A 26,172-nucleotide genomic window follows, 5' to 3' on the forward strand; every position below is an offset into this window, starting at 1 on the left:
AGCCTCCAGTACCCCTCCAGACGTGCTCAAACACTGCAAGGAGCCGCACCTGTGAGCAGTGCCGACCAGACCCCAACGGCCAGCGCCGAACTCCGTGCCGACATCCGCCGACTGGGCGATCTGCTGGGCGAGACCATCGTCCGCCAGGAGGGCCCCGAACTCCTCGACCTCGTCGAGCGGGTGAGGGCCCTGACCCGCAGCGACGGCGAGGCAGCCGCAGAGCTGCTCGGTGACACCGATCTCGAGACCGCGGCCAAGCTGGTGCGCGCGTTCTCCACCTATTTCCATCTCGCGAACGTCACCGAGCAGGTCCACCGCGGCCACGAGGTGCGCGAGCGCCGGGCCGCCGAGGGCGGGCTGCTCGCCCGCACCGTGGACCGGCTCAAGGACGCCGACCCCGACCATCTGCGCGAGACCGTCCGCAACCTCAATGTACGGCCGGTTTTCACCGCTCATCCGACCGAGGCCGCCCGCCGCTCGGTCCTCAACAAGCTCCGCCGGATCGCCGCGCTCCTGGAATTCCCGGCCGGCCCCGCCGACCGCCGCCGCGCCGATCTGCGCCTGGCCGAGAACATCGACCTGATCTGGCAGACCGACGAGCTGCGCGTGGTCCGCCCGGAACCGGCCGACGAGGCCCGTAACGCCATCTACTACCTGGACGAGCTGCACGCCGGAGCGGTCGGTGACGTCCTGGAGGACCTCGCCGCCGAGCTGGAGCGGATCGGTGTCGAGCTCCCGGCCGGCACCCGCCCGCTCACCTTCGGCACCTGGATCGGCGGCGACCGTGACGGCAACCCCAATGTCACACCCGCCGTCACCCGCGAAGTCCTGATCCTCCAGCACGAGCACGGCATCACCGACGCCCTCGAACTCATCGACTCGCTGCGCGGGCTCCTCTCCAACTCCATCCGCTACACCGGAGCCACCGAGGAACTCCTGGCCTCCCTCCAGACCGACCTGGAGCGGCTCCCGGAGATCAGCCCCCGCTACAAGCGGCTCAATGCCGAGGAGCCCTACCGGCTCAAGGCCACCTGCATCCAGCAGAAGCTCGTCAACACCCGCGAGCGCCTCGCCAAGGGCACCCCGCACGAGCCCGGCCGCGACTACCTCGGCACCGGCGAGCTCATCTCCGACCTGGCCCTGATCCAGAGCTCGCTCCGGCAGCACCGCGGCGAGCTCTTCGCCGACGGCCGGATGGACCGGACGATCCGGACGCTCTCCGCGTTCGGACTCCAGCTCGCCACCATGGACGTCCGGGAACACGCGGACGCCCACCACCACGCCCTCGGGCAGCTCTTCGACCGGCTCGGCGAGGAGTCCTGGCGGTACGCCGACATGCCGCGCGACTACCGGCAGAAGCTGCTCGCCAAGGAGCTGCGCTCGCGCCGCCCGCTGGCGCCGACCCCGGCCCCGCTGGACGCGGCCGGGCAGAAGACCCTGGGCGTCTTCCAGACCGTGAAGGAAGCCTTCGAGCGGTTCGGGCCCGAGGTCATCGAGTCGTACATCATCTCGATGTGCCAGGGCGCGGACGATGTCTTCGCGGCGGCCGTACTGGCCCGCGAGGCCGGACTGCTCGATCTGCACGGCGGCTGGGCGAAGATCGGCATCGTGCCGCTGCTGGAGACCACGGACGAGCTCAAGGCCGCCGACGTCATCCTCGACGGCATGCTGAACGACCCCTCCTACCGGCGCCTCGTCTCGCTCCGCGGCGATGTGCAGGAGGTCATGCTCGGATACTCGGACTCCTCCAAGTTCGGCGGCATCACCACCTCCCAGTGGGAGATCCACCGCGCCCAGCGGCGGCTCCGCGACGTCGCCCACCGGCACGGCGTACGGCTGCGGCTCTTCCACGGCCGCGGCGGCACTGTCGGCCGGGGCGGCGGCCCCTCGCACGCCGCGATCCTCGCGCAGCCCTGGGGCACCCTGGAGGGCGAGATCAAGGTCACCGAGCAGGGCGAGGTGATCTCCGACAAGTACCTGATCCCCTCCCTCGCCCGGGAGAATCTGGAACTGACCGTCGCGGCCACCCTCCAGGCGTCCGCGCTGCACACCTCGCCCCGGCAGTCCGAGGAGGCGCTCTCCCGCTGGGACGCCGCCATGGACACCGTCTCGGACGCCGCCCACGCCGCCTACCGGCGCCTGGTCGACGACCCGGATCTGCCGGCGTACTTCTTCGCCTCCACCCCGGTGGACCAGCTCGCCGATCTGCATCTGGGCTCCCGCCCGGCCCGCCGCCCCGACAGCGGCGCCGGACTGGACGGCCTCCGGGCCATCCCGTGGGTCTTCGGCTGGACCCAGTCCCGGCAGATCGTCCCCGGCTGGTTCGGTGTCGGCTCCGGGCTCAAGGCGCTGCGGGAGGCCGGTCTGGACACCGTGCTCTCCGAGATGCACGAGCACTGGCACTTCTTCCGGAACTTCCTCGCCAATGTCGAGATGACGCTGGCGAAGACGGATCTGCGGATCGCCCGGCACTATGTGGACACGCTCGTCCCCGACGAGCTGAAGCATGTCTTCGCGACGATCGAGGCCGAGCACGCGCTGACCGTCAGCGAGGTGCTGAAGGTGACCGGCGGTGAGCGGCTGCTGGACTCCAACCCGGTTCTCCAGCAGACCTTCGCCATCCGGGACGCCTATCTCGACCCGATCTCCTACCTCCAGGTCTCCCTCCTGGCCCGCCAGCGCGGCGCGGCCGAGCGGGGCGAGGAGCCGGACCCGCTGCTCGCGCGGGCCCTGCTGCTGACCGTCAACGGAGTCGCGGCCGGTCTGCGCAACACGGGCTGACCGCCTCCTGGACACCACCGCCCGGTACGCGTTCTCCCGCGTACCGGGCGGTGGTGTGTCCGTACCGCTCAGATCGTGAAGAAGGCGCCCGCCAGCAGGACCCCGCCCACCGCCGCGCTCACCCAGGCGACCCGTGTCAGCCCCACACCGCCGCCGATGACCAGCGAGGCCAGGACGAGGGCGCCGCCCAGCGGCAGCCAGGCGTGGAAGATCCCGCCGACCCCGCGGCGCACCACCTCGTCGGTGCCCGGCTTCACCACCACCGGGAGCGTCGCGCCCTTCTGCACCGCGACCGACTTCTCGATGGTCAGACCGGTGCGCACGGCCGCCGCCCCGTCGGGGTCGAAGGAGCCGGTACAGCTCTCCTCGCCGCATCCGGCTATCGCGATGGTGCCGTGCTCCCGGCCCTTGGCGAGCATGACGTGCTGCGCCGTCCCCCAGGACGTCCAGACACCGGCCACCAGCAGCAACAGCGCGACCAGGCCCATCGCCGCGCGGCGGCTGTGGAGGAGCATGTGACTCATGGGGCGGGATCCTTGGGCATCTGACCGCGCCCGGTCAACTCTCCGAGTGACTTGTCAGGAGTTGTACGTACTCTGCGCGCGCTCCAGGCCCTCGGTCACCAGGGCCTCCACGGCGTCCGCCGCGCGGTCCACGAAGTAGTCCAGTTCCTTGCGCTCGGCCGGCGAGAAGTCCTTGAGGACGAAATCGGCGACCTGCATCCGCCCGGGCGGCCGGCCGATGCCGAAACGCACCCGGTGGTAGTCGGGGCCCATCGCCTTGGTCATCGACTTCAGACCGTTGTGGCCGTTGTCCCCGCCGCCCAGCTTCAGCCGCAGCGTGCCGTGGTCGATGTCGAGCTCGTCGTGGATCGCGACGATGTTCGCGGTCGGCACCTTGTAGAAGTCGCGCAGCGCGGTGACCGGACCGCCGGAGAGATTCATGTACGACATGGGCTTCACCAGCATCACCCGCCGGTTCGCCGGCCCGGGCGGGCCGATCCGCCCCTCGACGACCTGCGCCTGCGCCTTGGGGGCGCGCTTGAAGGTGCCCCGCATGCGCTCCGCGAGCAGGTCGGCGACCATGAACCCGACATTGTGGCGATTGGCGGCATAACCGGGGCCGGGGTTGCCCAGGCCCACGATCAGCCAGGGGGCGTTGTCGGGGGTCGTCATCTGCGTCTCTCCGTCCGGACAGCGGGACGCCGCCCGGACCGTGGGGTCCGGGCGGCGGCTGCGGAAAAGCTTTCCGAGGATGAGGCTCAGGCCTCGGTGCTCTCGGTGCCCTCGGCGGCGGGCTCCTCGGCCTGCGCGGCCAGGACCTGGAGCACAACGGCGTCGCCGTCGGTGACCAGGGTCACGCCGGACGGCAGCGCGATGTCCTTGGCGAGCACGGACGCGCCGCCCTCGAGGCCCGCGACGGAGACCGTGACGGACTCGGGGATGTGGGTCGCCTCGGCCTCGACCAGGAGCGTGTTGAGCACGTTCTCCAGGAGGAAGTTGCCGGGGGCCAGCTCGCCCTCGGTGTTCACGAAGACCTCGACGTTGACCTTCTCGCCGCGCTTGACGAGGAGCAGGTCGACGTGGACCAGGTGGCCCTTGAGGGCGTCGCGCTGGACGGCCTTCGGGATCGCCAGCTGGGTCTTGCCGTCGATGTCCAGGGCGATCAGGACGTTCGGGGTGCGGAGCGCGAGCAGCAGCTCGTGGCCCGGCAGGGAGATGTGGACCGACTCGGTGCCGTGACCGTAAAGGACACCGGGGACCTGGTTGGCGCGGCGGGTACGGCGGGCGGCGCCCTTGCCGAACTCGGTACGCACCTCGGCGGCGAGCTTCACCTCGGACATGTGCACTCCTCGTGTTGGAACAGACGGAACGGATGGTCACCCGGCCACGAATGGCCTGCTACGCCTGCTACGAAGAGCGCGCGTCGATAACGGACCGCCGCACACCTGGTGGGTGCGGCCTCCCTCGCCGAGCAACCCCGACAGTGTACGCAAGGGGATGGGCGGGTTCCCAATCGATCACCCGCGCCCTGCTCGCCGACCGGGGTGCGGGCTCTCGCGGGGCGCGGCCCCGGGGAAAGCGGAAGGGCCGCGCCCCGAAAACGGGGGCGCGGCCCTCGAAGGCCGAACAGGAGCCGTCAGGCCCGGACGGTCAGGCCTGCTCCTCGAAGAGGCTCGTGACCGAGCCGTCCTCGAAGACCTCCCGCACCGCACGCGCGATCGTCGGCGCCATCGACAGCACCGTGATCTTGTCCAGCTCCAGGTCGCTCGGGTCCGGCAGCGTGTTCGTGAAGACGAATTCGCTGACCTTGGAGTTCTTCAGCCGGTCCGCCGCCGGCCCGGAGAGCACACCGTGCGTGGCGGTGACGATCACGTCCTCCGCCCCGTTCGCGAAGAGCGCGTCCGCCGCGGCGCAGATCGTGCCGCCCGTGTCGATCATGTCGTCGACCAGGACACAGATGCGGCCCTTCACATTGCCGACGACCTCGTGGACGGTCACCTGGTTGGCGACGTCCTTGTCCCGGCGCTTGTGGACGATGGCCAGCGGCGCGCCCAGCCGGTCGCACCAGCGGTCGGCGACCCGGACGCGGCCGGCGTCCGGGGAGACGACGGTGAGCTTGTCGCGGTCGACCTTCGCGGCGACGTAGTCCGCGAGGAGCGGCAGCGCGAAGAGGTGGTCGACCGGGCCGTCGAAGAAGCCCTGGATCTGGTCGGTGTGCAGGTCGACGGTGAGGATGCGGTCCGCGCCCGCAGTCTTCATCAGGTCGGCGATCAGACGGGCCGAGATCGGCTCGCGACCGCGGTGCTTCTTGTCCTGCCGGGCGTAGCCGTAGAAGGGCACGATCACGGTGATGCTCCGGGCGGAGGCCCGCTTCAGAGCGTCGATCATGATCAGCTGTTCCATGACCCACTTGTTGATGGGAGCCGTGTGGCTCTGCATCAGGAAGCAGTCGGCACCGCGGGCGGACTCCTGGAAGCGTACGTAGATCTCGCCGTTGGCGAAGTCGAATGCCTTCGTCGGCACCAGGTCGACACCCAGTTGATGTGCGACTTCCTCGGCCAGCTCGGGGTGTGCGCGGCCGGAGAAGAGCATCAGTTTCTTCTCGCCGGTCGTCTTGAACCCGGTCACAGGACTGTCTCCTCAGAGGGTGTTCTCTGGCCGCGGATGTGGGGTCGCGAGCCAGCCGAATTTGTGTGCACGTATCACGGTACGCCGAGATCGGCGCACCTGTTTCCGGTCAGTTCTCGTCGGTGGCCTGTTCCGCCGCTGTCGCGGCGGCCTGTGCGGCGGCGCTGCCGGGCCTCTTACGGGCTACCCAACCCTCGATATTCCGCTGCTGGCCGCGGGCCACGGCCAGCGATCCGGCGGGTACGTCCTTGGTGATGACCGATCCGGCGGCCGTGTAGGCGCCGTCCCCGACCGTGACCGGTGCCACAAACATGTTGTCCGAGCCGGTCCGGCAGTGGGAGCCGATCGTGGTGTGGTGCTTGGCCTCGCCGTCGTAGTTCACGAAGACGCTGGCTGCACCGATATTGGTGTAGTCGCCGATGGTGGCGTCCCCCACGTACGACAGATGAGGGACTTTGCTGCCCTCGCCGACCGTCGCGTTCTTCATCTCGACATATGTCCCGGCCTTGGCCTTCGTGCCCAGTCTGGTGCCGGGACGGAGGTAGGCGTACGGGCCCACCCGGGCGCCCGCGCCGACCTCGGCGGTGTCGGCGACGCTGTTGTCGATCCGGGCGTCCGGGCCGACGGTGGTGTCCTTGAGCCGGGTGTTGGGGCCGACCTCGGCGCCTTCGGCGAGGTGGGTGGCGCCCAGCAGTTGGGTGCCGGGGTGGATGACCGCGTCTGGCTCGAAAGTGACGTTGACATCGACGAGTACGGAGGACGGGTCCATGACCGTGACTCCGGCGAGCATGGCCCGCTCCAGCAGCCGCTCATTGAGCAGCCGCCGGGCCTCGGCGAGCTGGACCCGGTTGTTGATGCCCAGAATCTCGCGGTGATCGGCGGCGACGGACGCGCCGACCCGGTGACCGGCCTCGCGCAGTATGCCGAGGACGTCGGTGAGGTACTCCTCGCCCTGGCTGTTGTCGGTGCGCACCTTGCCGAGCGCGTCGGCGAGGAGCTGTCCGTCGAAGGCGAAGACTCCGGAGTTGATCTCCCGGATGGCGCGCTGTGCGTCGGTGGCGTCCTTGTGCTCGACGATCGCGGTGACGGCGCCGGTGGCGGCGTCGCGCACGATCCGGCCGTAGCCGGTCGAGTCGGGGACCTCGGCGGTGAGCACGGTGACCGCGTTGCCGTCGGCGGTGTGCGCGGCGGTGAGCGCGGCGAGGGTGTCGCCGGCGAGCAGCGGGGTGTCGCCGCAGACCACGACGACGGTTCCCTCCACGGTCTGCCCGAGCTCCTCCAGGCCCATCCGGACGGCGTGTCCGGTGCCGTTCTGCTCGGCCTGGAAGGCGGTGCGGATACCGGGGTAACCCTCGGTGAGGTGTCCCCGCACCTGATCGCCTGCGTGGCCGACGACCACCACGAGGTGGTGCGGGTCCAGCTCGCGTGCTGCGGAGACGACATGTCCGACGAGCGAGCGCCCGCAGATCTCGTGCAGGACCTTGGGTGTCCGCGACTTCATACGGGTGCCTTCACCCGCTGCGAGGACGACGACGGCTGCCGGGCGGTTGGCGCTCACGGGAATGCCCTTCGGCTTCGGGTGGTGGACATCCGAAGGATACCGGTGGGTTTCACCAGCGAAATAAGGGCGGGTCCCGGCCTCACGGCCGGGACCCGCCCTCTCGGCTCCCAGGGAAGGAATCGAACCCTCATTCAATGGACCAAAACCATTTGTCCTGCCATTAGACGACCTGGGATGGATCGAACCCCGCGCCCGGTTTGCGGCCGGGGCGCCGAAGTCAGCCACCACTATGCCGTACCGGGAGCCTCCGACGCGACGGTGGAGATCCGTGCTGCGGTCAAGGAGATCCGGGGGAGCGCGGTCGCGGGGCGGCCGGGGGCCCGGCCCGGACGGCGGCCGGAAGGCGACCGCGGACGGTGGCCGGATCGCACTCTCCCGGTGCGGCGCGGCCCGTCCCGTACCGGAGACGTACCGCAGACGTACGGGAGACGTATGGGAGACGTGCCGGAGACGGCCAGGAGCCCCGGAGCAGCCGCGCGGGCCCGTGCGGCACCGCCCCGGGAGGCCTTTTCCCGTCCGCCCCGGGTACTCCCCGGTACCGCCGGAAATCACGCGGGGGCGCCCCGAGCCGCCGGGAAAATCACTCGACCGCGCCCGTAGTCTGGGAGTCATGACCACAACGGGGGCACACCAGGAGGGCACGGGCGCGCCCGCCCGTACCTGGCTGTGGTGGGGACGGCGGCGCAGTGTCGCACTGGACGCGGGGCTGGGGCTGCTCTCCGCCTTCGAGTGCGCCTGGGAGGGCGCGAGATTCGCCGAGAAGACCGGGCTGCCGGTCCCGCTGGGCGTGCTTTTCGGCCTGCTGGTCGGGTCCGTGCTGGTGCTGCGGCGGCGCTGGCCCATCGCCGTGGTCCTCGTCGGTCTGGCGACGACCCCGGCCGAGATGGGCTATCTCATGGGCATCGTCGGCCTCTACACCCTGGCCGCCTCCGAGGTGCCGCGCCGGATCACCGTCACGCTCAGTGGCATGTCGCTGGCCGCGACCATGATCGTCAGCTTTGTGCGGGTCCGCCAGGACGTCCGGGCGTCCGGCCTGGCCGATCCCGGCGTCTGGTACGTCCCGGTCATGGCGGCCATGGTCTCCGTCGGGGTGACGCTGCCGCCGGTGCTCTTCGGCCTCTACATAGGCGCCCGCAGACGGCTGATGGAGAGCCTGCGCGAGCGCGCCGACAGCCTGGAGCAGGAGCTCTCCCTCCTCGCCGACCGCGCCGAACAGCGGGCCCAGTGGGCGCGCACGGAGGAGCGGACCCGGATCGCCCGCGAGATGCACGATGTGGTGGCCCACCGGGTCAGTCTGATGGTGGTCCACGCGGCGGCCCTCCAGGCGGTCGCGCTGAAGGACCCGCAGAAGGCGGTCAAGAACGCCGCCCTGGTCGGTGACATGGGCCGGCAGGCGCTCACCGAGCTCCGCGAGATGCTCGGCGTCCTGCGGTCGGCCGACGGCGACCGGCCGGCGTCCGCGCCCGCGCCGCTGGCCTCGGTCGCGGCTGCGGCCTCGGCGGCGGCGGCCGCGGCGGCGGCCGAGGACGGGCCCTGCATCGCCGATGTGGAGGATCTGGTCGGCCAGTCGCGCCAGGCCGGGACGGTGGTGGAGCTCGCCGTCCACGGGGAGCCCCGCGAGTACGCCCCCGAGGTCGAGCAGACCGCCTTCCGGGTCGTGCAGGAGGCCCTGACCAATGTCCACAAGCATGCGGCGGGCGCGAAGGTGACGGTCCGCCTCGGCCACCGCGAGGGCGAGGTCGCCATGCAGGTGGAGAACGGCGCCCCGGACACGGACGGCACCGCCGCCGACGCGGATCTGCCGAGTGGCGGAAACGGCCTGGTGGGGATGAGGGAGCGGGTGATGGCCCTGGGCGGCGTGTTCGTCTCCGGGCCCACCGACGCGGGCGGCTTCCGGGTCTCCGCCGTCCTCCCGGTGGACCGCCCGGTGCCCGCGGAGCCGGCCCCCGAGGAGCCGGCCGGCCGGTCCGCCGCCGCTCCGCCGCGTTAGGCCGGCGCCCCGCCCGCCCAGCGGAGTGGCCGAGTTGCGCACCGTCGGCCCGCACTCGCCCCCGCCGCGCGCGAGACGTCAGGCCAGGGTCAGCCGGACCGGCTGGAGGCCCGTCACCAGACCCGTGAGCGCGCGGTCGAAATCCGGGCCCAGATACCAGTCACCCGTGTGGTCGATGCTGTACACCCGGCCCTCGGCGTCGATCGCCAGGACCGCCTGGTCGTCCCCCTCCACGCCCAGCGGCGCCAGCTCGGTGTCCAGCGCCCGCCCCAGATCCGCCAGGGTGCGTGCCAGATGCAGCCCCGGCAGCGGATCCACCCGGACGACCGGCGGCGCGGTCTGCCGCCCGGGTCCCGGCCCCGCGACGCGGAGCCCGCCGAACTCGGCCCATGCCTCCACCGCGGCCGGGAAGACGGTGTGCCGGTGACCGGCCGGGGAGGCGTACGCGCGCAGGGCGTCGGCCCACTCCTCCGCCAGCTTGATGTCCCAGCGGCCGGGCCGCCAGCCCGCCTCGCGCAGCGCGGCGTCGACCGCCACCGGGAACCGGGTGGTGCTCAGTCTTTCGGGGTTCTCGGGCATCGGCACCGGTCAGCCATTCCTGGAATCGGTCGCGGCCGGGTCGACTGCCCGCACCCCGAAGTGGTCGAGCATCGCCGTACAGGAGCGGCAGGGCGGTGCGTAACTGCCGTGGAGCGGGTCGCCGTCCTCGCGTATCCGGCGCGCGGTCACCTTCGCGTGCTTCAAGGTGCGTTTCGCCTCGCTGTGGGAGAGCGGACGCCGCCGCGCCCGCTTGGAGCGGTTGCCCTCGGCGGTCGCCAGATGCCGGGAGAGCAGGATTGCCTCCGGGCAGCGGCCGGTGAAGCGCTCGCGCTGGCCGCTGGTGAGCGTGTCGAGGAAATCCTGGACGAGCGGGTGCAGAACGGGCGGCCGGTCGCCCTTCCCCGCCGTGGACTTGAGCGTCTCGCCGCGTACGGAGAGTGCCGCCGCGACGGCGGGCAGAATGCCGTCCCGCCGGTGGCTCAGCGCCGGTGTCCTGACCTCTTCGGCGACGCTCCAGCTGAGACGAGGATCACCCGTTGTCCCTGGCGTGCCTGGTTGCGCTGTGTGCATGGTGCTGTTGTCCTCTCCCTGCACTCCCCCGAGTTGAGGGAACAGCCTGCCAAACCGGCCTGTGAGTGCGGAAGCCGGGCCGCTCGAACGTGTCCGTCCGTCGCCGTTCGGAGATCCGATTGTGACACCTGGTGACGGTGTATCGGCGGTACGGAAGAGGGAGCCGCGCGCGGTGGCGTTCCCGCCTCCCGGGTGGATCCGGCCGGGCCCGGTGCCCCGGCTGATCCGAACGAGGGGCCCGGCGGCACCACCGCTTACGCTGTTCCGAACAGCCAGAGCCAGCAGGGGTGGATCGCCATGACGACAGGTCGGCAAGGGCTGGGGGCGCCTCCCGGCCCCCGGGCCGGGGAGAGCGGCGGCCACGCCACGCCGCCCGGTCCCGTACAGGCGCCGGGCGGGCCCGGCCGGATCGCGCCGCCGAACGCGGGCTACGCGGGTCAGCTCGTGCACTTCCCGGATCCGGTGCGCGCCGCCCGTCACCCCCGAGGGGTACGGGTGGACGCCGAGGGGCGGCCGGACTTCTCCGCGTACGCCCGCGCCGCCGCGGAGATCGCCGAGCCCCCGGCCGGGTTCGGCATCGACGAACTGCGCCTCACCGACTATGTCTCGGCCAACGCCGCGCTGCATGCGGCGCGCCACGAGCTGTGGGACACCGTCTCCCCGGTCGCCACGCCGCACGGCTGGACCTGGCACCACGTCCCCGGCACCCGCCGGCTGGAGCTGGTCCCGGTCGAGGTCAAGGCGCTGCTGCGGCACCACGCCGGACTGGCCGGCACCCCGGTCGACCACGACAAGCGCGGCACCCGTCCCCTCCAGGAGACCAGGCCCGCGCACTTCGGTCTGCCCAAGTCCGCGCTTCCGGTCAGCGAGCAGCAGCTGATCGGGGTGGAGGAGGAGCTGGGTTACCGGCTGCCCGGCGCGTACCGCTCCTTCCTGAAGGCGGCGGGTGGCTGCGCGCCGGTCGGGGTGGCCCTCGACGCCGAGCTGGGACTCCTGGTCGACCAGCCGTTCCTCACCGTGCGGGACTCCGCGGCCGTCAATGACCTCGTGTACGTCAACAAGTGTCTGCGCGACCATCTGACCAAGGACTATCTGGGCGTCGCCTTCGTCCAGGGCGGCATTCTGGCGGTCAAGGTCCGGGGCACGGCGCTGGGCTCGGTCTGGTTCTGCGCCTATGACGACGCGCGCGACCGGGACGGCTGGACCGTGCAGGAGCGGGTGGAGCGGCTCCTGCTGCCCTGCGGCGACGACTTCGACGCCTTCCTCCAGCGGCTCGCGGGCACCCCGCCGGAGCTGGAGACCGTGGCGAATCTGATGGTGGACGGCGGCTTCGCGCGTGCCGTCCCGGTGACCGGCAACGCGAACACAGCGGACGGGGGGTGACGTTCCGGTGGTGACCTTCGCACAGGCGCAGGAGCGCGCGGAAGAGTGGGTCAATGGGGACGTTCCCCCCTACCAGCAGCGTGAGGTGCGGGTACGGGAGTTCGAACTCGGCTTTGTCGTCTGGGCCGAGGACCGCGAGGGCGGGGTGCGCTCGGACGGCGGCCGGCTGCGGCTGGTGATCGCCCGGGACAGCGGGGAGGCGACGCTCTGGCCCGGACTGCCGGTGGGTGAGGTGATCCGGCGGTACGAGGAGGAGTACGGCGCCCTCGCGGCCGCGGCGCCCGCACCGGAGCCGCCGAGGCGCATCGATCTGAACCAGACGTCGTTTCTGCTGACTCCGCCGGAGTGGCTCCAGGACGAGGCGGACCGCCAGGGCGGCGGTGAGGCCGAGGAGACCGCTCCTGCTGCGGCTCCTGCTCCTGCTGCGGTTCCCGACCCGGTTCCGGCTCCGGTTCCCGCCCCGGCTCCGGTTCCGGTTGCGCCGGCCGGTGCGGACGCGGGTCCGACTCCGCTGCCCCGGGACGCGTCCTCGCCGTCCGGCGGCGACTGGTCCGTCGCGGGCCCGGCACCGGTCAACGCCTCCCAGGCGGGCGGCGGCTCGTCCCGTACGGAGGAGGCGGCCACGCCGTCCGCCGGAGTGGCCGCCGGCGCCGGTACGCCGTCGGCCGGCACGCCCGCGGTGGGAATCCCGGCCCCGGGCATACCGGGCGCCCCGGGGACTCCCGCGCTCGGCACCCCCGCCCCCGGCACCCCCGCGTCCTGGACGGACACGAGCGCGGCGGGCGCGGACGACGCCTCCGTACCGCTGCCCGACACGGTGTACACCTCGCCCTCCTCGCGCGGCGGGGACAGCGCGGGGGACGGCGCCGTCCCCGAGACGGACGCCGATGCCCCGACCGCGCTGATGACGAGCGGCAGTGGGCTGCCGCCGACGCTGAAGGCGCCCGCGCAGCGGCCCGCCCCGCCGGGGCCTCCCACTCCTCCCGCTGCGACCGGGCCGGGCGGTTATGCGCCGACCCGGCTGAGCCCGCAGCTCGCCTCCGAGCAGGCGCGGCGGACCCCGGCCGGCCCGCCCCCGCCGGCCGTGCCCGCCACTCCGGCCCGGCCGGGACCCGGCGTGCCCCCGCCGCCCGGACCGCCGGGCGCTCCCGGTGTTCCCGCGACCCCGGCGCCGCCCGGGCCGCCTTCCGCGGGCGGCCCCGGCGGGGTGCACCACGAGGCGACCGTGCTCGCCGACCCGGCCAGGCTCGGCCAGGGCGGACCGGCCGGACCGCGCACCCCGCAGCCCCCGGGCCCGCCGGGACCGCCGCCGGGCCCGTCCGGACAGGCCGGGCCGCCCGCCGCGTACGGCCATCCGGGACAGCCTCCGGGCGTGCCCATGGTCGGACCCGGTTACCAGGCGGTGTTCCGCTACCGCGCCCCCGATGGCTCCGAGGCCCAGCTGATCCGCCGCTCGGCCCCCGGCACCCCGCATCCGGAGTGGCAGATCCTGTACGAGCTGCGCGCGCTCAACGTGCCGCCGCAGCAGGTACTGGAGATCCACACCGAGCTGGAATCGTGTCTGCTGCCCGGCGGTTACTGCGCCCGGATGATCAGCGAGACCTTCCCGCAGGCGCGGATCGCCGGCATCGCGCCGTACGGCCGGGACCACGCCGGCCGCCAGGACGGCATGCGCCGGCTCATCACCCACCAGGGCGAGCTCCACCAGGTCGCCGACGGCCCGGCCCGGCCCGCCCCGGTGCGGGCCCCGCTGCCGCAGGTGCAGCAGGCGCCGCCGATCCCGCCGCAGGGGGTGGCGCAGGAACTGGTCGCGGCCTTCGGGCCGCACGGCATCTGCCGCTTCGACCAGCGGGCGGTCTCCCGGCAGGGTGTGCCCGAGGTCGTCGCGGCGACCCTGGTGTGGGCGGGGCTGCCGGCCGACTTCAACCCGTTCTTCTGGGCCCAGCCCGCTCAGCCGGTCGTGCCGACCCTGGCGGAGCTGGCGGCGCAGCGCCAGGTGCAGGCCGCGATGGACGCGGGCTCGTATCTGGTGATCGGCAATGACTTCGGCCGGGCGCTCTGTGTCCAGTACGGCACGGCCCATATCGTCGCGGTTCCGGTGGAGGCCGGTCCGGGCGGTCAGCCCGTCCAGCCGCAGTTCGTCAACAGCGGGCTGCCGGAGTTCGTCCGCTGCATGGCGCTGCTGGGCAGGATGTGGCGGTACCGCTACGGCCTCACCCCGGAGCAGGCCGGCCGCTGGACCGTCGACTTCCAGGCCCAGCTCGCCGCGCTCGACCCGGCCGCGCTCTCCTCCCCGGAGAACTGGTGGTCGGTGCTGCTGTAACAGATGTGGGACGGCCTGCTGTAGTCCATCCGCGTACCGGCACCCGGGGTGTTCAGTCCATGATCATGGACTGAACACCCCGTTTCAGGTTTTTGCGGTTATTGGCGCATCCTTGACCGGTATGCGCGACTGGAGTGTCGCGTTGTGGGTGCTTGACGTGCATCGCGGAGGATATGAGCACAATCGCGTAGTGCGCCGTCGTGAATCGGAAGGGGCTTGAAGGATGAGTGCTGCATCGATGTCGTCGTCGCACGGTTTCGACGTCGTACGCCGTGGCTACCGCATCGACCGGACCGATGCCCGGATCGCCGCCCTCTCCCGGGAGCGCGACGAGGCATGGGAGCGCGCGGCCCGGCTGACCGTCCTCGCCAAGGAGATGGAGGCGGAGGCCGCCCGGCTGCACGAGCTCGCCGCGGAGCTGCCCCCGCAGACCTACGAGGTCATGGGCCGGCGGCCCGCGCAGATGTTCGTCCTGACGGAGGAGGAGGCGGCGGAGATCCGCGCCGAGGCGGAACACGACGCCCGGGTGATCACGGAGGCGGCCGAGGCCGAGGCCCTGGCGCTGCGCGAGCGCACCCGCAAGGAGACCGACGCGCTCTGCGTCGCCGCCGCCGAGGCCGCGCAGACCGTGCTGGCCGCCGCCGGCACCGAGGCGGAGAAACTCCTCGTCGAGGCCCACGAGGAGGCGGCCGGGCACCGCGCCGAGGCCGGCACCCACTGGCAGACCATGCGCGAGCGGGCGGAGGCGCTCCTGCGCGAGCTGGAGTCGGACCAGTCCGAACGCTGGAACACCGAGACCCACACCCTGGACACCCGCCGGGTCGAGATGGACACCCGCCACACCGAGCAGTTCTCCTTCGCCGAGGTCTCCCTCGCCGACGCCCGCCGCGCCCTCGCGGAGGCCGAGGAGCACGCCCGCCACGGCCAGGAGGACGCGGAGGCCCGCGCGGCGGAACTCCTCACCCAGGCCCGTCTGGCGGAGGAGCGCACCGCCCGCGAGACCGAACGCGTCCTGCGGGAACACACCGAGGCGCGCGAGGAGATGGACTCCCACATGGCCAACATCCGCAACAGCCTCTCGGCCCTGACCGGCCGCACCCCGGCCGACGACGCCTCCGGCTGACACCGGCGACCGCGATCGTTCGGGGAGCCGTACTCCTTGATCACCCGGTCACGGACGCGGGCGGGGTGTCGGGGATGGCGGGCTTGTTGGTGCAGCCGAACTCCTCGGCGACGACTTTCGCGGAGTGGAGGAGATGGGTGAAGAGGACGCGGGGGCTGGTCTCGCCGGTGAGGGTGTCCGTCAGCTGTCCTTCGATCGGAATGTCGTTCGCCTGGCGCGCGGGTGAGCCGGGAATCTTGCACTTCACATACACGCGGTAGCGCGTTTTGCCGCTGCGGTCCTCGCCATGAACAAGCCTGACGTTCCGGCTGATCGAGGTGACCTGAGGTGCGACCCGGGTGACCGAGTTCTCGGTGAAATCGGTATCGAAGGGGAAAATGGAAGGGTTGAACTGAATGTCGAGCTGTTTCGCAGGGTCCTTGACGTCCAGTCTCACCCTGCACACTTCGTGTAAACCGAAGTTCGGAATCTCAGTGGATGTGAAGTCCCACTGTTTTACCGACCCGTAGAACAGTGATCGAGCACTCTTCAGATCGTTGTCACTTCCCATGTGAAGCCCGCCGTCGCCGCCCGTTCTTCCGTCGAGCCAGTCGACACCCGCCGGGCCGAGCAGCTTTTTGCATGTGGCCTGCGCCTTCGCAGTGGAGTCGCTCGCGTCGCCGGATGTGCAGGCAGTGATTCCCAGGAGCAGGAATATGGGAATGAGGCCGGTGAATCGTTTCATGAGCTACCGTCCGAGAATATTGTCACTGTCGGTGCGGCCTCCGCCGGCCAGGTATTGAGACTGTGCCTCTCTTGTCAGGTCTCGTACTTCGGACGCGGTCATCTCTCCTGCCGCCGCGTAGTTCAGCAGCGGCACCATGGCGTGATGACTGCTCCGGTGGCTTTGCATCTGAATCTCCTTGTATGCTTCCCGACTGTTGTCGAATTCCTTCTCCTTGAGCCATTCGAGGGTGCTGGTGGCGAATTGGGTGTTCACCGCACTGCCCGTCGCCTCCATGGCCACGGGCACCATCATGGCGGCAGCGGCGCCGGTCGGGATGATGACGGCAGCGCCGGTTCCGACGACGACTCCGACCGTGGCGCTCATTGCGAATTTCCGCCATTCGGCCTGCTTCTCCAGCTCCTGGTTCCGCTTTTCCTTCTCCTCCGCGAACTCCGCGCCAATGGCCTCGGACCGGCTTTCATCCAGGAGTCCGTGCATGGACATGCTGTGCAATCCGGCGTCCAGCGCGTTCTGCCGGTTGTCCCCCTGGGCGGCCATCACGCTTGTTCCGTAGACCTGCTGGGCCGCCGATACGGTGTTGTAGGAATCCTCGTCGGAGGCGAGAGCCCGCAGGAAAAGGGTGCTCTCCACCGCTCCGAGGCTTGTCAGCTGATGCCTGCTCGACCCGAACATTCCGTCCCGGTCGGCGAGATCTCCGCTGCCGCCCCAGTCGGCCATGGTGTAGTTGAGGCTGTCGATGTGCCCGGCGGCCATCCTCGCCAAGCTCTCGCGGACACCGCCCTGCTGGTCGATTCGGTCCGAGCTGTCGTACTCGCCGACGACCCTCTGCATCAGATCCAGCCGGTCGGTACGCGCCGCGATCTCCTCCGCCGTGCGGATCGGCGGGATCGACGGGTCCGCCGCGTCGTACGGGTAGCCGAGGGTGGCCGCCTCCAGCGCGTGGCCCAGATTCTCGTGGCCCGGCGTTCCGCCCGCGCCGTCCGTGGGCCAGTCGCGGCCGTTTCGGTGGCCGTCGTCCACCAGGTAGTCCCAGTTGGAGAGTTCGGGCGGTCCGCCCTTTCCGCTGCCGGACGAGCCGTCGAAGAAGCGCAGGGCGGCCTCGGGGTTGTGGCCGAGGGCTTCGAGCAGGCCCGCGACCGGGTCGTCGCCGAAGCGCCCGCCGTCCGGCGGGTAGCTGAGCCGGGCGGGGTGGTTGATGTTGTTCCAGAGCTGTTCCGGGCCGCCGATGCGGCCGTTGCCGCTCGGGCCGCGCTCGAATTCGAGCAGGCGCTCGCCGTAGGCGCTGAGGAAGGACGAATCCCACTTCCCCCGGGTCAGCAGCGGCGACAGTACCTGGAAGCCGTACGGCGCGCTCATCACCCCGGGATGCCGGACGCGGTCGTCTCCGAGGGCGATCATCTCCTGCTTCCACTCCCGCATCGCGGGAGTGTCCACCCGGGACGCGTCCGCGAGGGTCGTCCCGAGCCGGTCCTGCACCGTCGCGAGGAGCTTCGCGCGGTCGCCGTCCGGGGTCCGGCCGCCGCCGGGGTCGGCCAGGCTGCGCCAGAACTCCAGGGTGCCCCGGGCGCCCAGGCCGGTCGCGAAACGTTCGGCGAAGGCCGGGTTGTCGCTGTGGCGCCCGGCGATCTCATGGAAGCGCCGCAGCTCCGCGTCGGTCAGCGCGTCCCGCTTGGCGGCGAGCAGAACCATCGCGTCCGCGTCGGCGATTCCCTGCTGACGGTCGGCGTCCTTCAGGCCGGTCCAGCCCTTCTCGTCGAAGTCGTACGCGCTCGCCGCGTGGCCGCGCAGCGCCCGCGCGGCGATCCGGTCGGTCTCGTTCGCCTCCGCGAGGATCCTGGCCGCCTCGGCCGCCGCCGTGTCGACATCGGCCTGTGTCGGCTGGGGCTCGCGGTCCCGCTCGTACGGGCCGAGGGCCGATGTCGCGGTGCCCGTACCGTCGATACGGACATTCCTCGCCGCCCATTTGTCGATGACCGCGCGCAACTCGCCCTGGTGCCGCCGCAGCTCCGTGTGCGCGTCCCGGAGGATGCGCTGAATGCTGCGGGCCTCGGTCACCATGTCGTCGAACTGCCGGGCGGTCCTCGTGGTGAACGCCCGGTTCACGGTGGCGTTGACGCCCTTCCAGTCGGCCGCGAGGGCCTTGCGTTCCAGCGCCGCCGCGCTGATGCCCCACCGCCGTCCGCCAGGGTCGTCAGCTTGCCGGTCATCTCCCGCCACTGGTCGGCCGCGGTGCCCAGCTCGGCGAGGTTGAGGTCGAGTAATTCCTGGCAGGTCATCATCGCTGTCGGTCCGGTCCCCGTGGTGGTCGGGCGTGTTCACTTCGCCGCGCGCCCGCGCGGCGAGGCGTGATGCCCTCGGTCAGTTGAACTGATCGCGGATGCGCGAGGCGGTCATGGGCTTTCCGTCCGCCGACCGCAGGCCCAGCTCGATCTTCCGCTCATCCTCGCGGTGAACGGAGCGGGAGAAGTCCAGATGGTTGGAGATATGGCCGCATGCTTCCCGCAGTGTGGCCAGTTTCGTACTCCAGGCGTCATGGACCTCCAGGAGTCCGCCGCCCATGTCCAGCCCGTCGTTGGAGAGGGAGACGGCGGCGTCGAAGGTGGCCACCCGCGCGTGGTCGCCGTCCTTGCCGAGGCGGTCGCGCAGGGACCGGGCCAGTTCGCCCAGCCGTCCCAGCGTGTCGTCATGGACGACCAGATCACCGGCCCCGCCCGCGGCTCCGGAGCCCTCGGCCGGTAGCTGGTTCAGGCTCATCCGGGCGGCGTTCGCCTTCGACCGCTCCCACTCGTCCCAAGTCATCGATACCCCCGTGGCGCGGATGAGTTGACCGCCCGTGACTCCGTCCGGGCACTGTGCGTCAGCCTAGTCGCACGCACTGTCGACACGGCGGATACCGGTCAGGGGGCGGCGGGCGGAAGGGATTCCTCCGGCGCGGGCTCGTCCACGACCGGGAACCGGCGCGGGGCGAGCAGCAGCGCCAGCAGGGCCACCGCGGCGGCGACCGCGGCGACGGTGTGGACCTGGTCGACCGCCGCGTCCACCGCCCGGCGCAGGGTGCCGGCCGCCTCGGCGCCGAGGGCGTGCGGATTCTCCAGCGACGCCGACACCGAGTCCAGATCCCCGGCCCCGCCCAGCCGGGAGGCGAGTACGCCGTTGGCCACCGCGCCGAAGAGCGCGGCGCCCAGACTCTGGCCGATCTGGCGGCAGAAGAGGATGGACGCCGTCGCCGTGCCCCGCTCCGACCAGCCGACGGTGGACTGGACGCCCACGATCAGCGGGAGCTGGAAGAGCCCGAGCGCCGCGCCCAGCAGCAGCATGAGCAGGGCCGGCTGCCAGGCCGACCCCGGGTGGGGGAGCAGCGGGAAGGCGGCGAGGACCAGTGCCGCGAGCGCCATGCCGAGCAGCGCCGTCTGCCGGAAGCCGACGCGGTTGTAGAGATGGCTGGAGAGCGCGGCGCTGACCGGCCAGCTGACGACCATGACGGAGAGCACGAATCCGGCGGCCACCGGGCCCAGGCCCAGGACCGACTGGGCATGGATGGGGATGAAGACCGAGGGGGCGACGATCAGCAGCCCCAGCGCGGCGAAGGAGAGATTGACCGCGGCGATGGGGCGCCGCCGCCACACCCAGCCGGGGAGGATCGGGTCGGCGGCCCGCCGCTCGATGAACACGGTGAGCGCGATGAGGAGCACGGCGGCGCCGAGCAGGGAGAGCGACGGGACGGAGAGCCAGGGCCAGGCGATACCGCCCTGGACCAGCGCGGTGAGCAGAGCGGTGCCGGCCGCGAAGACGGCGAGCGCGCCCGGCCAGTCGACCGGGGGGCGGGTCCCCTCCTTCGGCACGGCGGCGATCGTGGCGTCGGCGTCGGCGGCCGCGTCGGCGGTGGCGGTCGGTCCCTTCGCTCCCGCCGGCTCCGCGGCGGCCGCTGTTCCGGAAGCGGCCGGCGCCGGACCGCCCGTACCCCGCACCGGCTCGTGGAGGTGCCGCGCGATCAGCCGGAGGGCCACCGCTCCGGCCGGCAGGTTGATCAGGAAGACCCACCGCCAGTCCGCCCAGGTCGCCAGCAGCCCGCCGATCGCCGGGCCCGCGAGGGCCGACACCGCCCAGACCGTGGAGAGCCGGGACTGGATGCGCGGACGCTCCTTCAGCGGGTACAGATCGGCGGCGATCGTCTGCACCGTGCCCTGGATTCCCCCGGCGCCCAGCCCCTGGACGATCCGGAAGGCGATCAGCGACGGCATGTTCCAGGCCGTGGCGCAGAGCAGCGAGCCGAGCAGGAACAGCGCGACGCCCGTGATGAGGACCGGCCGGCGGCCGAAGGTGTCGGAGAGCTTCCCGTACACCGGGAGGGTCACCGTGACGGCCAGCAGATAGCCGGCGAAGATCCAGGTGAAGGCGGAGAATCCGCCCAGATCGCCCACGATCTGCGGTACGGCGGTCGACACGACGGTGCCGTCGAGCGCGGCCAGGCTCATCGCCGTCATCAGGGCCGCGACAACCGGCCGGCGGCCGGCGGGCCCGGCCCGGCGTACCGGAGTCCGATGGTCCGCGGTGGACAGCTCCGGTGTATCCGCCACCGCTGATCCTCTCCCCTGGGGGACGCGACTCGGCCGGGGACACCCTCCCACCCGGGGCTTGAGCGGCGGCAGAGGGCGGACCCCGAGTGGAGGGGGTCGTTCCGGAGTCGGATCCCCTAGGGGCTCCTCCCTACCTTTGGCCGGGGCGGGTTCGTCCCGGGGGACGACGCAGCGGCGCCGGCGGATTCCTTACCTTGATTCCACGGCACCGGCAACGGCCGCGCACGGTACGGGGGGTGGGGAGAGCCCCCGTATCGAATGGGGTCCTGTCCCCAGCGCGCCACCGCCCCGCCGACCGCCACACTCGACCGCATCGGGCGGCTTCGTACGGCCTCCGACGGCTCGCGGGCACCCTGCGGGCGGCTCGCGGACCGCCTCCGGACGGCCGGCGGGCCGGCCTTCGGCGGCACCAGGAACCACCAGCACTGCCAGTACCTCGGGCCACACCGGACACACCGGCGCGACACCGGCGAGACCAGCGATCTAGGAGAGACACAGTGACAACGGCTGCGACCATCCCCCACCACGGGGACACCGGAGGGCGTACGGCCGTCGCCGCGCGCGGACGTCAGGTCGTCAAGGCGTACGGGTCCGGGGAGACCCGTGTCGTCGCGCTCGACCATGTCGATGTCGACATCGCCCGCGGGCAGTTCACCGCGATCATGGGTCCGTCGGGCTCCGGCAAGTCGACGCTGATGCACTGCCTCGCCGGGCTCGACACGGTGACCTCCGGGCAGATCTACCTCGACGAGACCGAGATAACCGGCCTCAAGGACAAGAAGCTCACCCAGCTCCGCCGGGACCGGATCGGCTTCATCTTCCAGGCGTTCAACCTGCTGCCGACGCTCAACGCCCTGGAGAACATCACTCTCCCCATGGACATCGCCGGGCGCAAGCCCGACGCCGGCTGGCTCAATCAGGTGGTCGAGACCGTCGGGCTGAGCGAGCGGCTGAAGCACCGGCCGACCCAGCTCTCCGGCGGTCAGCAGCAGCGGGTGGCCGTCGCGCGGGCGCTCGCCGCCCAGCCCGAGATCATCTTCGGGGACGAGCCCACCGGAAACCTGGACTCCCGCGCGGGCGCCGAGGTGCTGGGCTTCCTCCGCCGCTCCGTGGACGACCTGGGGCAGACCATCGTGATGGTCACCCATGACCCGGTCGCCGCCTCCTACGCGGACCGGGTGCTCTATCTCGCCGACGGCCGGATCGTCGACGAGATGTACCGGCCCACCGCCGACGCCGTACTCGACCGCATGAAGGACTTCGACGCCCGGGGGCGTACCTCGTGACCGTTTTCAAGACCGCCCGGCGCAGCTTCCTCGCGCACAAGGGGCGCATGGCGCTCTCGGCGGTGGCGGTGCTGCTCTCCGTGGCCTTCGTGTCGGGGACGCTCGTCTTCACCGACACCATGAACACCACCTTCGACAAGCTCTTCGCCGTCACCGCCACCGATGTCACCGTCAAGCCGGCGGAGAAGGAGGACGGGGGAGACGACGAGAACCCGGCGAGCGGCAAGCCCGCCACTCTGCCCGCATCCGACCTGGCGAAGGTCACCGGGGCCGAGGGGGTGGAGTTCGCCGAGGGCGCGATCAGCAGTATGAGCGTCACCGTCGTCAATTCCGACAACAAGGACGTCGGAGCCTCCGGCGGCGCGCCCACCATCGCGGGCAACTGGACGAAGAACGACCTCCGCGCGATGGAGATCACCTCCGGCAACGCCCCGCGCGGTCCCACCGAGGTGATGGTCGACGCGGACACCGCGAAGAAGCACAAGCTGAAGCTCGGGGACGAACTCCGGGTCATCGCCGTCACCGGCGACTTCACCGCCACCATCGGCGGAATCGTCTCCTTCAAGATCACCAACCCCGGTGCGGCGCTTGTCTATTTCGACACCGCCACCGCACAGCGGCAACTGCTCGGCGGCGAGGGGCTCTACACCTACATCTCGGTCACCGCGAAGGACGGGGTGAGTGACGAGCGGCTGAAGAAGAACGTCGCCGCGGCGCTCGGCGGCGACCACAAGATCCAGACGGCGAAGGAAAGCACCGACGAGGGCCGCGAGGACATCGGTGAATTCCTCAACATCATGAAGTACGCGATGCTCGGCTTCGCCGGAATCGCCTTCCTCGTCGGCATTTTCCTGATCGTCAACACCTTCTCCATGCTGGTCGCCCAGCGCACCCGCGAGATCGGTCTGATGCGGGCCATCGGCTCCAGCCGCAAGCAGGTCAACCGCTCGGTCCTGGTCGAGGCGGTGCTGCTCGGCATCGTCGGCTCCATCGCCGGTGTCGCGGCCGGTGTCGGACTCGCCGTCGGACTGATGGAGCTGATGGGCTCCGTCGGCATGAATCTCTCCACCGACGATCTGACCGTCAGGTGGACCACCCCGGCGGTCGGCCTCGCCCTGGGTGTGATCGTCACCGTCTTCGCCGCCTACATACCCGCCCGGCGGGCCGGCAAGGTCTCCCCGATGGCCGCCCTGCGCGACGCGGGGACCCCCGCCGACCGCAAGTCCGGCTGGATCAGGGCCGCCATCGGCACCGTCGTCACCGGCGCCGGCGCCGCGGCGCTGCTCGCCACCACCGGGGCCGAGAAGGCGTCCGAGGGCTCGATGTTCCTCGCCGCCGGTGTCGTTCTCACCCTCATCGGCTTCATCATCGTCGGACCGCTCCTCGTCGCCGTCGTGGTGCGCGCCATCAGCGCCGTCGTGCTGCGGATGTTCGGCCCGGTCGGCCGCCTCGCCGAGCGCAACGCCCTGCGCAACCCGCGCCGCACCGGAGCGACCGCCGCCGCCCTGATGATCGGCCTCGCCCTGGTCGCCTGCCTCTCGGTGGTCGGCTCCTCGATGGTCGCCTCCGCCACCGAGGAACTGGACAAGTCGGTCGGCGCGGATTACATCATCAGCTCCGGCACCGGCCAGCCGATCGTGCCGCAGGTCGTCCAGGCGATGAAGAAGGCCGACGGCGTCGACTACATCACCGAGTACAAGGCCGTCACCGCCAAGGTCACCAGCCCCGACGGCACGGTCGCCACCGAGTCCCTCTCGGCGGCCGACCCGACGTACAGCACCGATCTGCGCCGCGATGTCCAGGACGGCGACCTCACGGCCGCCTACGCCGAGGGCGCCATGTCCGTCGGTGAGGACTACGCGAAGAAGCACAAGGTCAAGGTGGGCGACACCCTCAAGGTCGCCTTCGACGGCGGACGCAGCGCCGAGCTGAAGGTCGCCGCGATCACCATCGACTCCACCCTGGAGTCGGGCTCCAAGCACATCGGCACCGCCACCGCCGAGAAGTACATCCCCGCCGACCGGATGCCGCAGAACATCATGCTCTTCGCCTCGGCGAAGGAGGGGCAGGAGAAGGCGGCGTACGACAACCTCAAGACGGCGCTGGAGCCCTACCCGCAGTACAAGGTCCGCGACCAGACCGACTACAAGGAGGCCCTTCAGGACCAGGTCGGCCAGCTCCTCAACATCGTCTACGGTCTGCTGGCACTCGCGATCATCGTCGCCGTCCTCGGTGTGGTGAACACCCTCGCCCTCTCCGTGGTCGAGCGCACCCGGGAGATCGGCCTGATGCGGGCGATCGGTCTCTCCCGCCGCCAGCTGCGCCGCATGATCCGCCTGGAATCCGTGGTGATCGCCGTCTTCGGCGCTCTGCTCGGTCTCGGTCTCGGCATGGGCTGGGGCGCCGCGGCCCACGAGCTCCTGGCGCTGGAGGGCATGAAGGTCCTGGAGATCCCGTGGCCGACGATCACCGGCGTCTTCATCGGATCCGCCTTCGTGGGTCTGTTCGCCGCCCTCGTCCCGGCCTTCCGGGCGGGCCGGATGAACGTCCTCAACGCCATCGCCACCGAGTAGGTCCCGGACCAACGGGGGTACGGGGGTACGGGGGTACGGGGGTACGGGGGGCGGCCCCGGCGGTGTCCGTGACGGACACCGCCGGGGCCGCCGGTCATTCCGCCCGCCGAGCTCTCCCGCCCCGCGTTGTCGGCCCACCCCTTGCCGCCGGCCGCGCCCCGCCCGGTCAGCCCCGCCGCTTGAAGAGGAGGAAGCCGCCGCCCTCCCCGAACGGATAGAAGGACTCGCCGGGATGGAGCTGCTTCACATAGGCGGCCGAATCCCGCAGCCAGCCGTCCCTGACATCCAGCGCTATCCAGTCCGGGACCACATCCCCGGTCGCGTGCACCCACAGGACCCGGCAGCGCCCGGCGAGCCTGCTGATCGGGCCGACGTTCGCGGAGACCGTGGCCCCGTCGGGTATTCGGTCCAGCAGCTGCTCGGCCGCCGCCACCGCCGGACTCCTGCGGTACGAGTCCGGCTCGGTGAGCGAGCCGATCGGCAGTGTGGTGGTCAGCGCGAGCGCCGCCGCGGCGGTGCAGGCCGGAAGCTTGTCGGCGTACCGCCGCAGCCACACCCGCGGACTGCTGCGCGAACGGTCCACCGCGTCCGCCAGCCCCAGCGCCATCACCGGCATCAGGATCGCGCTGTAGTGCCAGTCCGTGGACCAGTAGTGCGGCTCGGACGAGAGGAACCGCCAGCCGAGCGTCGGCAGCGCGACGATCAGGAGCGGAGAGCGCAGGGCCAGCAGACCCGTGGTCGGGACCAGGATCCACGCCAGAGTGCGGAGCTTCACATCGATGCCGGTGGTGAGGGGGTTGCCGCCGCCCTCGACCTTGTCCCAGTAGTCGTATCCGCCGCCCGTGTTGAAGGCCGGAATCAGCACCGTCAGAGTGATCACGGTCGCGGCCAGCCCCAGCACGGCGACCCAGATCCCGGCGACGGCCGCCCGCCGCGAGGACCGCCGGGCGCAGATCGCGACCACCACCCCGATCGCGGCGACCGTCACCCCCAGATCCTCCTTGACCAGCACCAGCGGTATCGCGAAGAGCAGCGCCCGCCGCCACCGCCGCCGCAGCACCGCCTCCAGTGAGAAGGCGATCAGCGGCACGGCGAAGGCGATCTCGTGGAAGTCGAAGTCCACCGCCCGCTGAATGCCCCACGACAGTCCGTACGCCAGCCCGATCGCCTGGCCCGCGACCCGGGCGACCGGGATCACCGACAGGGCGATCAGCGCCGCCTGGATCACCAGCAGGGTGACGGGGGAGGGAAAGAGCCGGTAGGGCGCGGCCAGCAGCATCGTCACCGGGCTGAAGTGATCCCCGAGGACATGGGTGCCCGGCCCCTTGATGTCGACGATCGGGGCGCCGAGACGCGCGTACCCCCGGATGGCCTGCTCGAAGATCCCGAGATCGTACGACCGGGTCCGCAACTGCTGGTACCGGAGCACGGAGACCGTGGCGTACGCGGCGAAGAGCGTCCCGGCCAGGACGAACGGTGCCCACATCCGGGCCCGCGAGGGTGCCGGCCGCAGGGCGGGCTCGGGCGGCACCGCCCCCGCCCGGGTGCCGGACGGCGGGAGAAGAACTCGTGGCATGGAGGGGCCTCTTCATTCACGGACACGGCCG

The 26,172-nt window shown here is 71.3% G+C and carries 19 protein-coding genes and 1 tRNA gene; 7 read left to right on the forward strand and 13 right to left on the reverse strand.

The features are described from left to right. The first annotated feature begins 51 nt into the window (after nt 1-51). A complete protein-coding gene (gene ppc / locus AAFN69_RS20470) occupies nt 52-2,781 on the forward strand; it encodes a phosphoenolpyruvate carboxylase (RefSeq protein WP_347730039.1) in 2,730 nt (909 codons plus the stop codon). 68 nt (nt 2,782-2,849) lie between these two features. Here the strand turns inward: ppc and AAFN69_RS20475 are convergent, their stop codons facing one another. The 6 genes from AAFN69_RS20475 to AAFN69_RS20500 all read right to left on the reverse strand — a co-directional run bounded on the left by AAFN69_RS20475 (nt 2,850) and on the right by AAFN69_RS20500 (nt 7,648). Next, a complete protein-coding gene (locus tag AAFN69_RS20475; RefSeq protein ID WP_347730040.1) occupies nt 2,850-3,305 on the reverse strand; it encodes a hypothetical protein in 456 nt (151 codons plus the stop codon). Between the two features lie 54 nt (nt 3,306-3,359). Next, nucleotides 3,360-3,956: an aminoacyl-tRNA hydrolase gene (gene pth / locus AAFN69_RS20480; RefSeq protein WP_347730041.1), complete on the reverse strand. Its 597-nt coding sequence runs from the start codon at nt 3,954-3,956 to the stop codon at nt 3,360-3,362. An 86-nt stretch (nt 3,957-4,042) separates the two neighbouring features. Further along, entirely contained in the window at nt 4,043-4,624 is a 582-nt protein-coding gene (locus tag AAFN69_RS20485) for a 50S ribosomal protein L25/general stress protein Ctc (RefSeq protein ID WP_347730042.1), read from the reverse strand. A gap of 310 nt (nt 4,625-4,934) precedes the next feature. Then, a complete protein-coding gene (locus AAFN69_RS20490; RefSeq protein ID WP_347730043.1) occupies nt 4,935-5,912 on the reverse strand; it encodes a ribose-phosphate diphosphokinase in 978 nt (325 codons plus the stop codon). A gap of 109 nt (nt 5,913-6,021) precedes the next feature. After that, nucleotides 6,022-7,470, reverse strand: coding sequence for a bifunctional UDP-N-acetylglucosamine diphosphorylase/glucosamine-1-phosphate N-acetyltransferase GlmU (glmU, locus tag AAFN69_RS20495; RefSeq protein WP_347730044.1), 1,449 nt, complete (start codon nt 7,468-7,470; stop codon nt 6,022-6,024). 107 nt (nt 7,471-7,577) lie between these two features. Continuing rightward, nucleotides 7,578-7,648 (reverse strand) — tRNA-Gln (locus AAFN69_RS20500). Between the two features lie 435 nt (nt 7,649-8,083). Here AAFN69_RS20500 and AAFN69_RS20505 point away from each other — a divergent pair. Next, complete coding sequence (locus AAFN69_RS20505; RefSeq protein WP_347730045.1) at nt 8,084-9,463, forward strand: histidine kinase; 1,380 nt, start codon at nt 8,084-8,086, stop codon at nt 9,461-9,463. 78 nt (nt 9,464-9,541) lie between these two features. Here AAFN69_RS20505 and AAFN69_RS20510 read toward each other — a convergent pair whose 3' ends face one another. Together AAFN69_RS20510 and AAFN69_RS20515 are read right to left on the reverse strand one after the other, a co-directional pair. Then, complete coding sequence (locus AAFN69_RS20510; RefSeq protein ID WP_347730259.1) at nt 9,542-10,042, reverse strand: SUKH-3 domain-containing protein; 501 nt, start codon at nt 10,040-10,042, stop codon at nt 9,542-9,544. Between the two features lie 9 nt (nt 10,043-10,051). Further along, nucleotides 10,052-10,573, reverse strand: a complete 522-nt coding sequence (locus AAFN69_RS20515; RefSeq protein ID WP_347730046.1) for a YwqJ-related putative deaminase — start codon at nt 10,571-10,573, stop codon at nt 10,052-10,054. A gap of 297 nt (nt 10,574-10,870) precedes the next feature. Between AAFN69_RS20515 and AAFN69_RS20520 the strand changes: the two genes are divergently transcribed. From AAFN69_RS20520 to AAFN69_RS20530, 3 genes are all read left to right on the forward strand, one after another. Next, nucleotides 10,871-11,956 (forward strand): SMI1/KNR4 family protein, encoded by a 1,086-nt coding sequence (locus AAFN69_RS20520; protein WP_347730047.1) that lies wholly within the window; start codon nt 10,871-10,873, stop codon nt 11,954-11,956. A gap of 7 nt (nt 11,957-11,963) precedes the next feature. After that, nucleotides 11,964-14,279, forward strand: a complete 2,316-nt coding sequence (locus tag AAFN69_RS20525) for an SUKH-4 family immunity protein (protein ID WP_347730048.1) — start codon at nt 11,964-11,966, stop codon at nt 14,277-14,279. Nucleotides 14,280-14,502: 223 nt separating this feature from the next. Next, nucleotides 14,503-15,402, forward strand: a complete 900-nt coding sequence (locus AAFN69_RS20530; RefSeq protein ID WP_347730049.1) for a cellulose-binding protein — start codon at nt 14,503-14,505, stop codon at nt 15,400-15,402. 40 nt (nt 15,403-15,442) lie between these two features. On the opposite strand, the gene AAFN69_RS20535 is transcribed toward AAFN69_RS20530, so the two are convergent. The 4 genes from AAFN69_RS20535 to AAFN69_RS20550 all read right to left on the reverse strand — a co-directional run bounded on the left by AAFN69_RS20535 (nt 15,443) and on the right by AAFN69_RS20550 (nt 20,613). Beyond that, nucleotides 15,443-16,126, reverse strand: coding sequence for a hypothetical protein (locus AAFN69_RS20535; RefSeq protein WP_347730050.1), 684 nt, complete (start codon nt 16,124-16,126; stop codon nt 15,443-15,445). A 3-nt stretch (nt 16,127-16,129) separates the two neighbouring features. Then, on the reverse strand, nt 16,130-18,346 hold the full coding sequence (locus AAFN69_RS20540; protein ID WP_347730052.1) for a DUF6571 family protein: 2,217 nt from the start codon (nt 18,344-18,346) through the stop codon (nt 16,130-16,132). Nucleotides 18,347-18,487: 141 nt separating this feature from the next. Beyond that, nucleotides 18,488-18,928: a hypothetical protein gene (locus AAFN69_RS20545; RefSeq protein WP_347730053.1), complete on the reverse strand. Its 441-nt coding sequence runs from the start codon at nt 18,926-18,928 to the stop codon at nt 18,488-18,490. A gap of 98 nt (nt 18,929-19,026) precedes the next feature. Then, entirely contained in the window at nt 19,027-20,613 is a 1,587-nt protein-coding gene (locus tag AAFN69_RS20550; RefSeq protein ID WP_347730260.1) for an MFS transporter, read from the reverse strand. Between the two features lie 590 nt (nt 20,614-21,203). Here AAFN69_RS20550 and AAFN69_RS20555 point away from each other — a divergent pair. After that, entirely contained in the window at nt 21,204-21,992 is a 789-nt protein-coding gene (locus AAFN69_RS20555; protein ID WP_347730054.1) for an ABC transporter ATP-binding protein, read from the forward strand. Further along, on the forward strand, nt 21,989-24,565 hold the full coding sequence (locus AAFN69_RS20560; protein ID WP_347730055.1) for an FtsX-like permease family protein: 2,577 nt from the start codon (nt 21,989-21,991) through the stop codon (nt 24,563-24,565). Before AAFN69_RS20555 ends, AAFN69_RS20560 begins: the two co-directional genes overlap by 4 nt. Before the next feature lie 166 nt (nt 24,566-24,731). On the opposite strand, the gene AAFN69_RS20565 is transcribed toward AAFN69_RS20560, so the two are convergent. Next, complete coding sequence (locus tag AAFN69_RS20565; RefSeq protein ID WP_347730261.1) at nt 24,732-26,051, reverse strand: DUF2079 domain-containing protein; 1,320 nt, start codon at nt 26,049-26,051, stop codon at nt 24,732-24,734. Between the last annotated feature and the right edge of the window lie 121 nt (nt 26,052-26,172).

This window comes from Streptomyces sp. CAU 1734, from assembly GCF_039888735.1.
GTDB lineage: Bacteria > Actinomycetota > Actinomycetes > Streptomycetales > Streptomycetaceae > Streptomyces.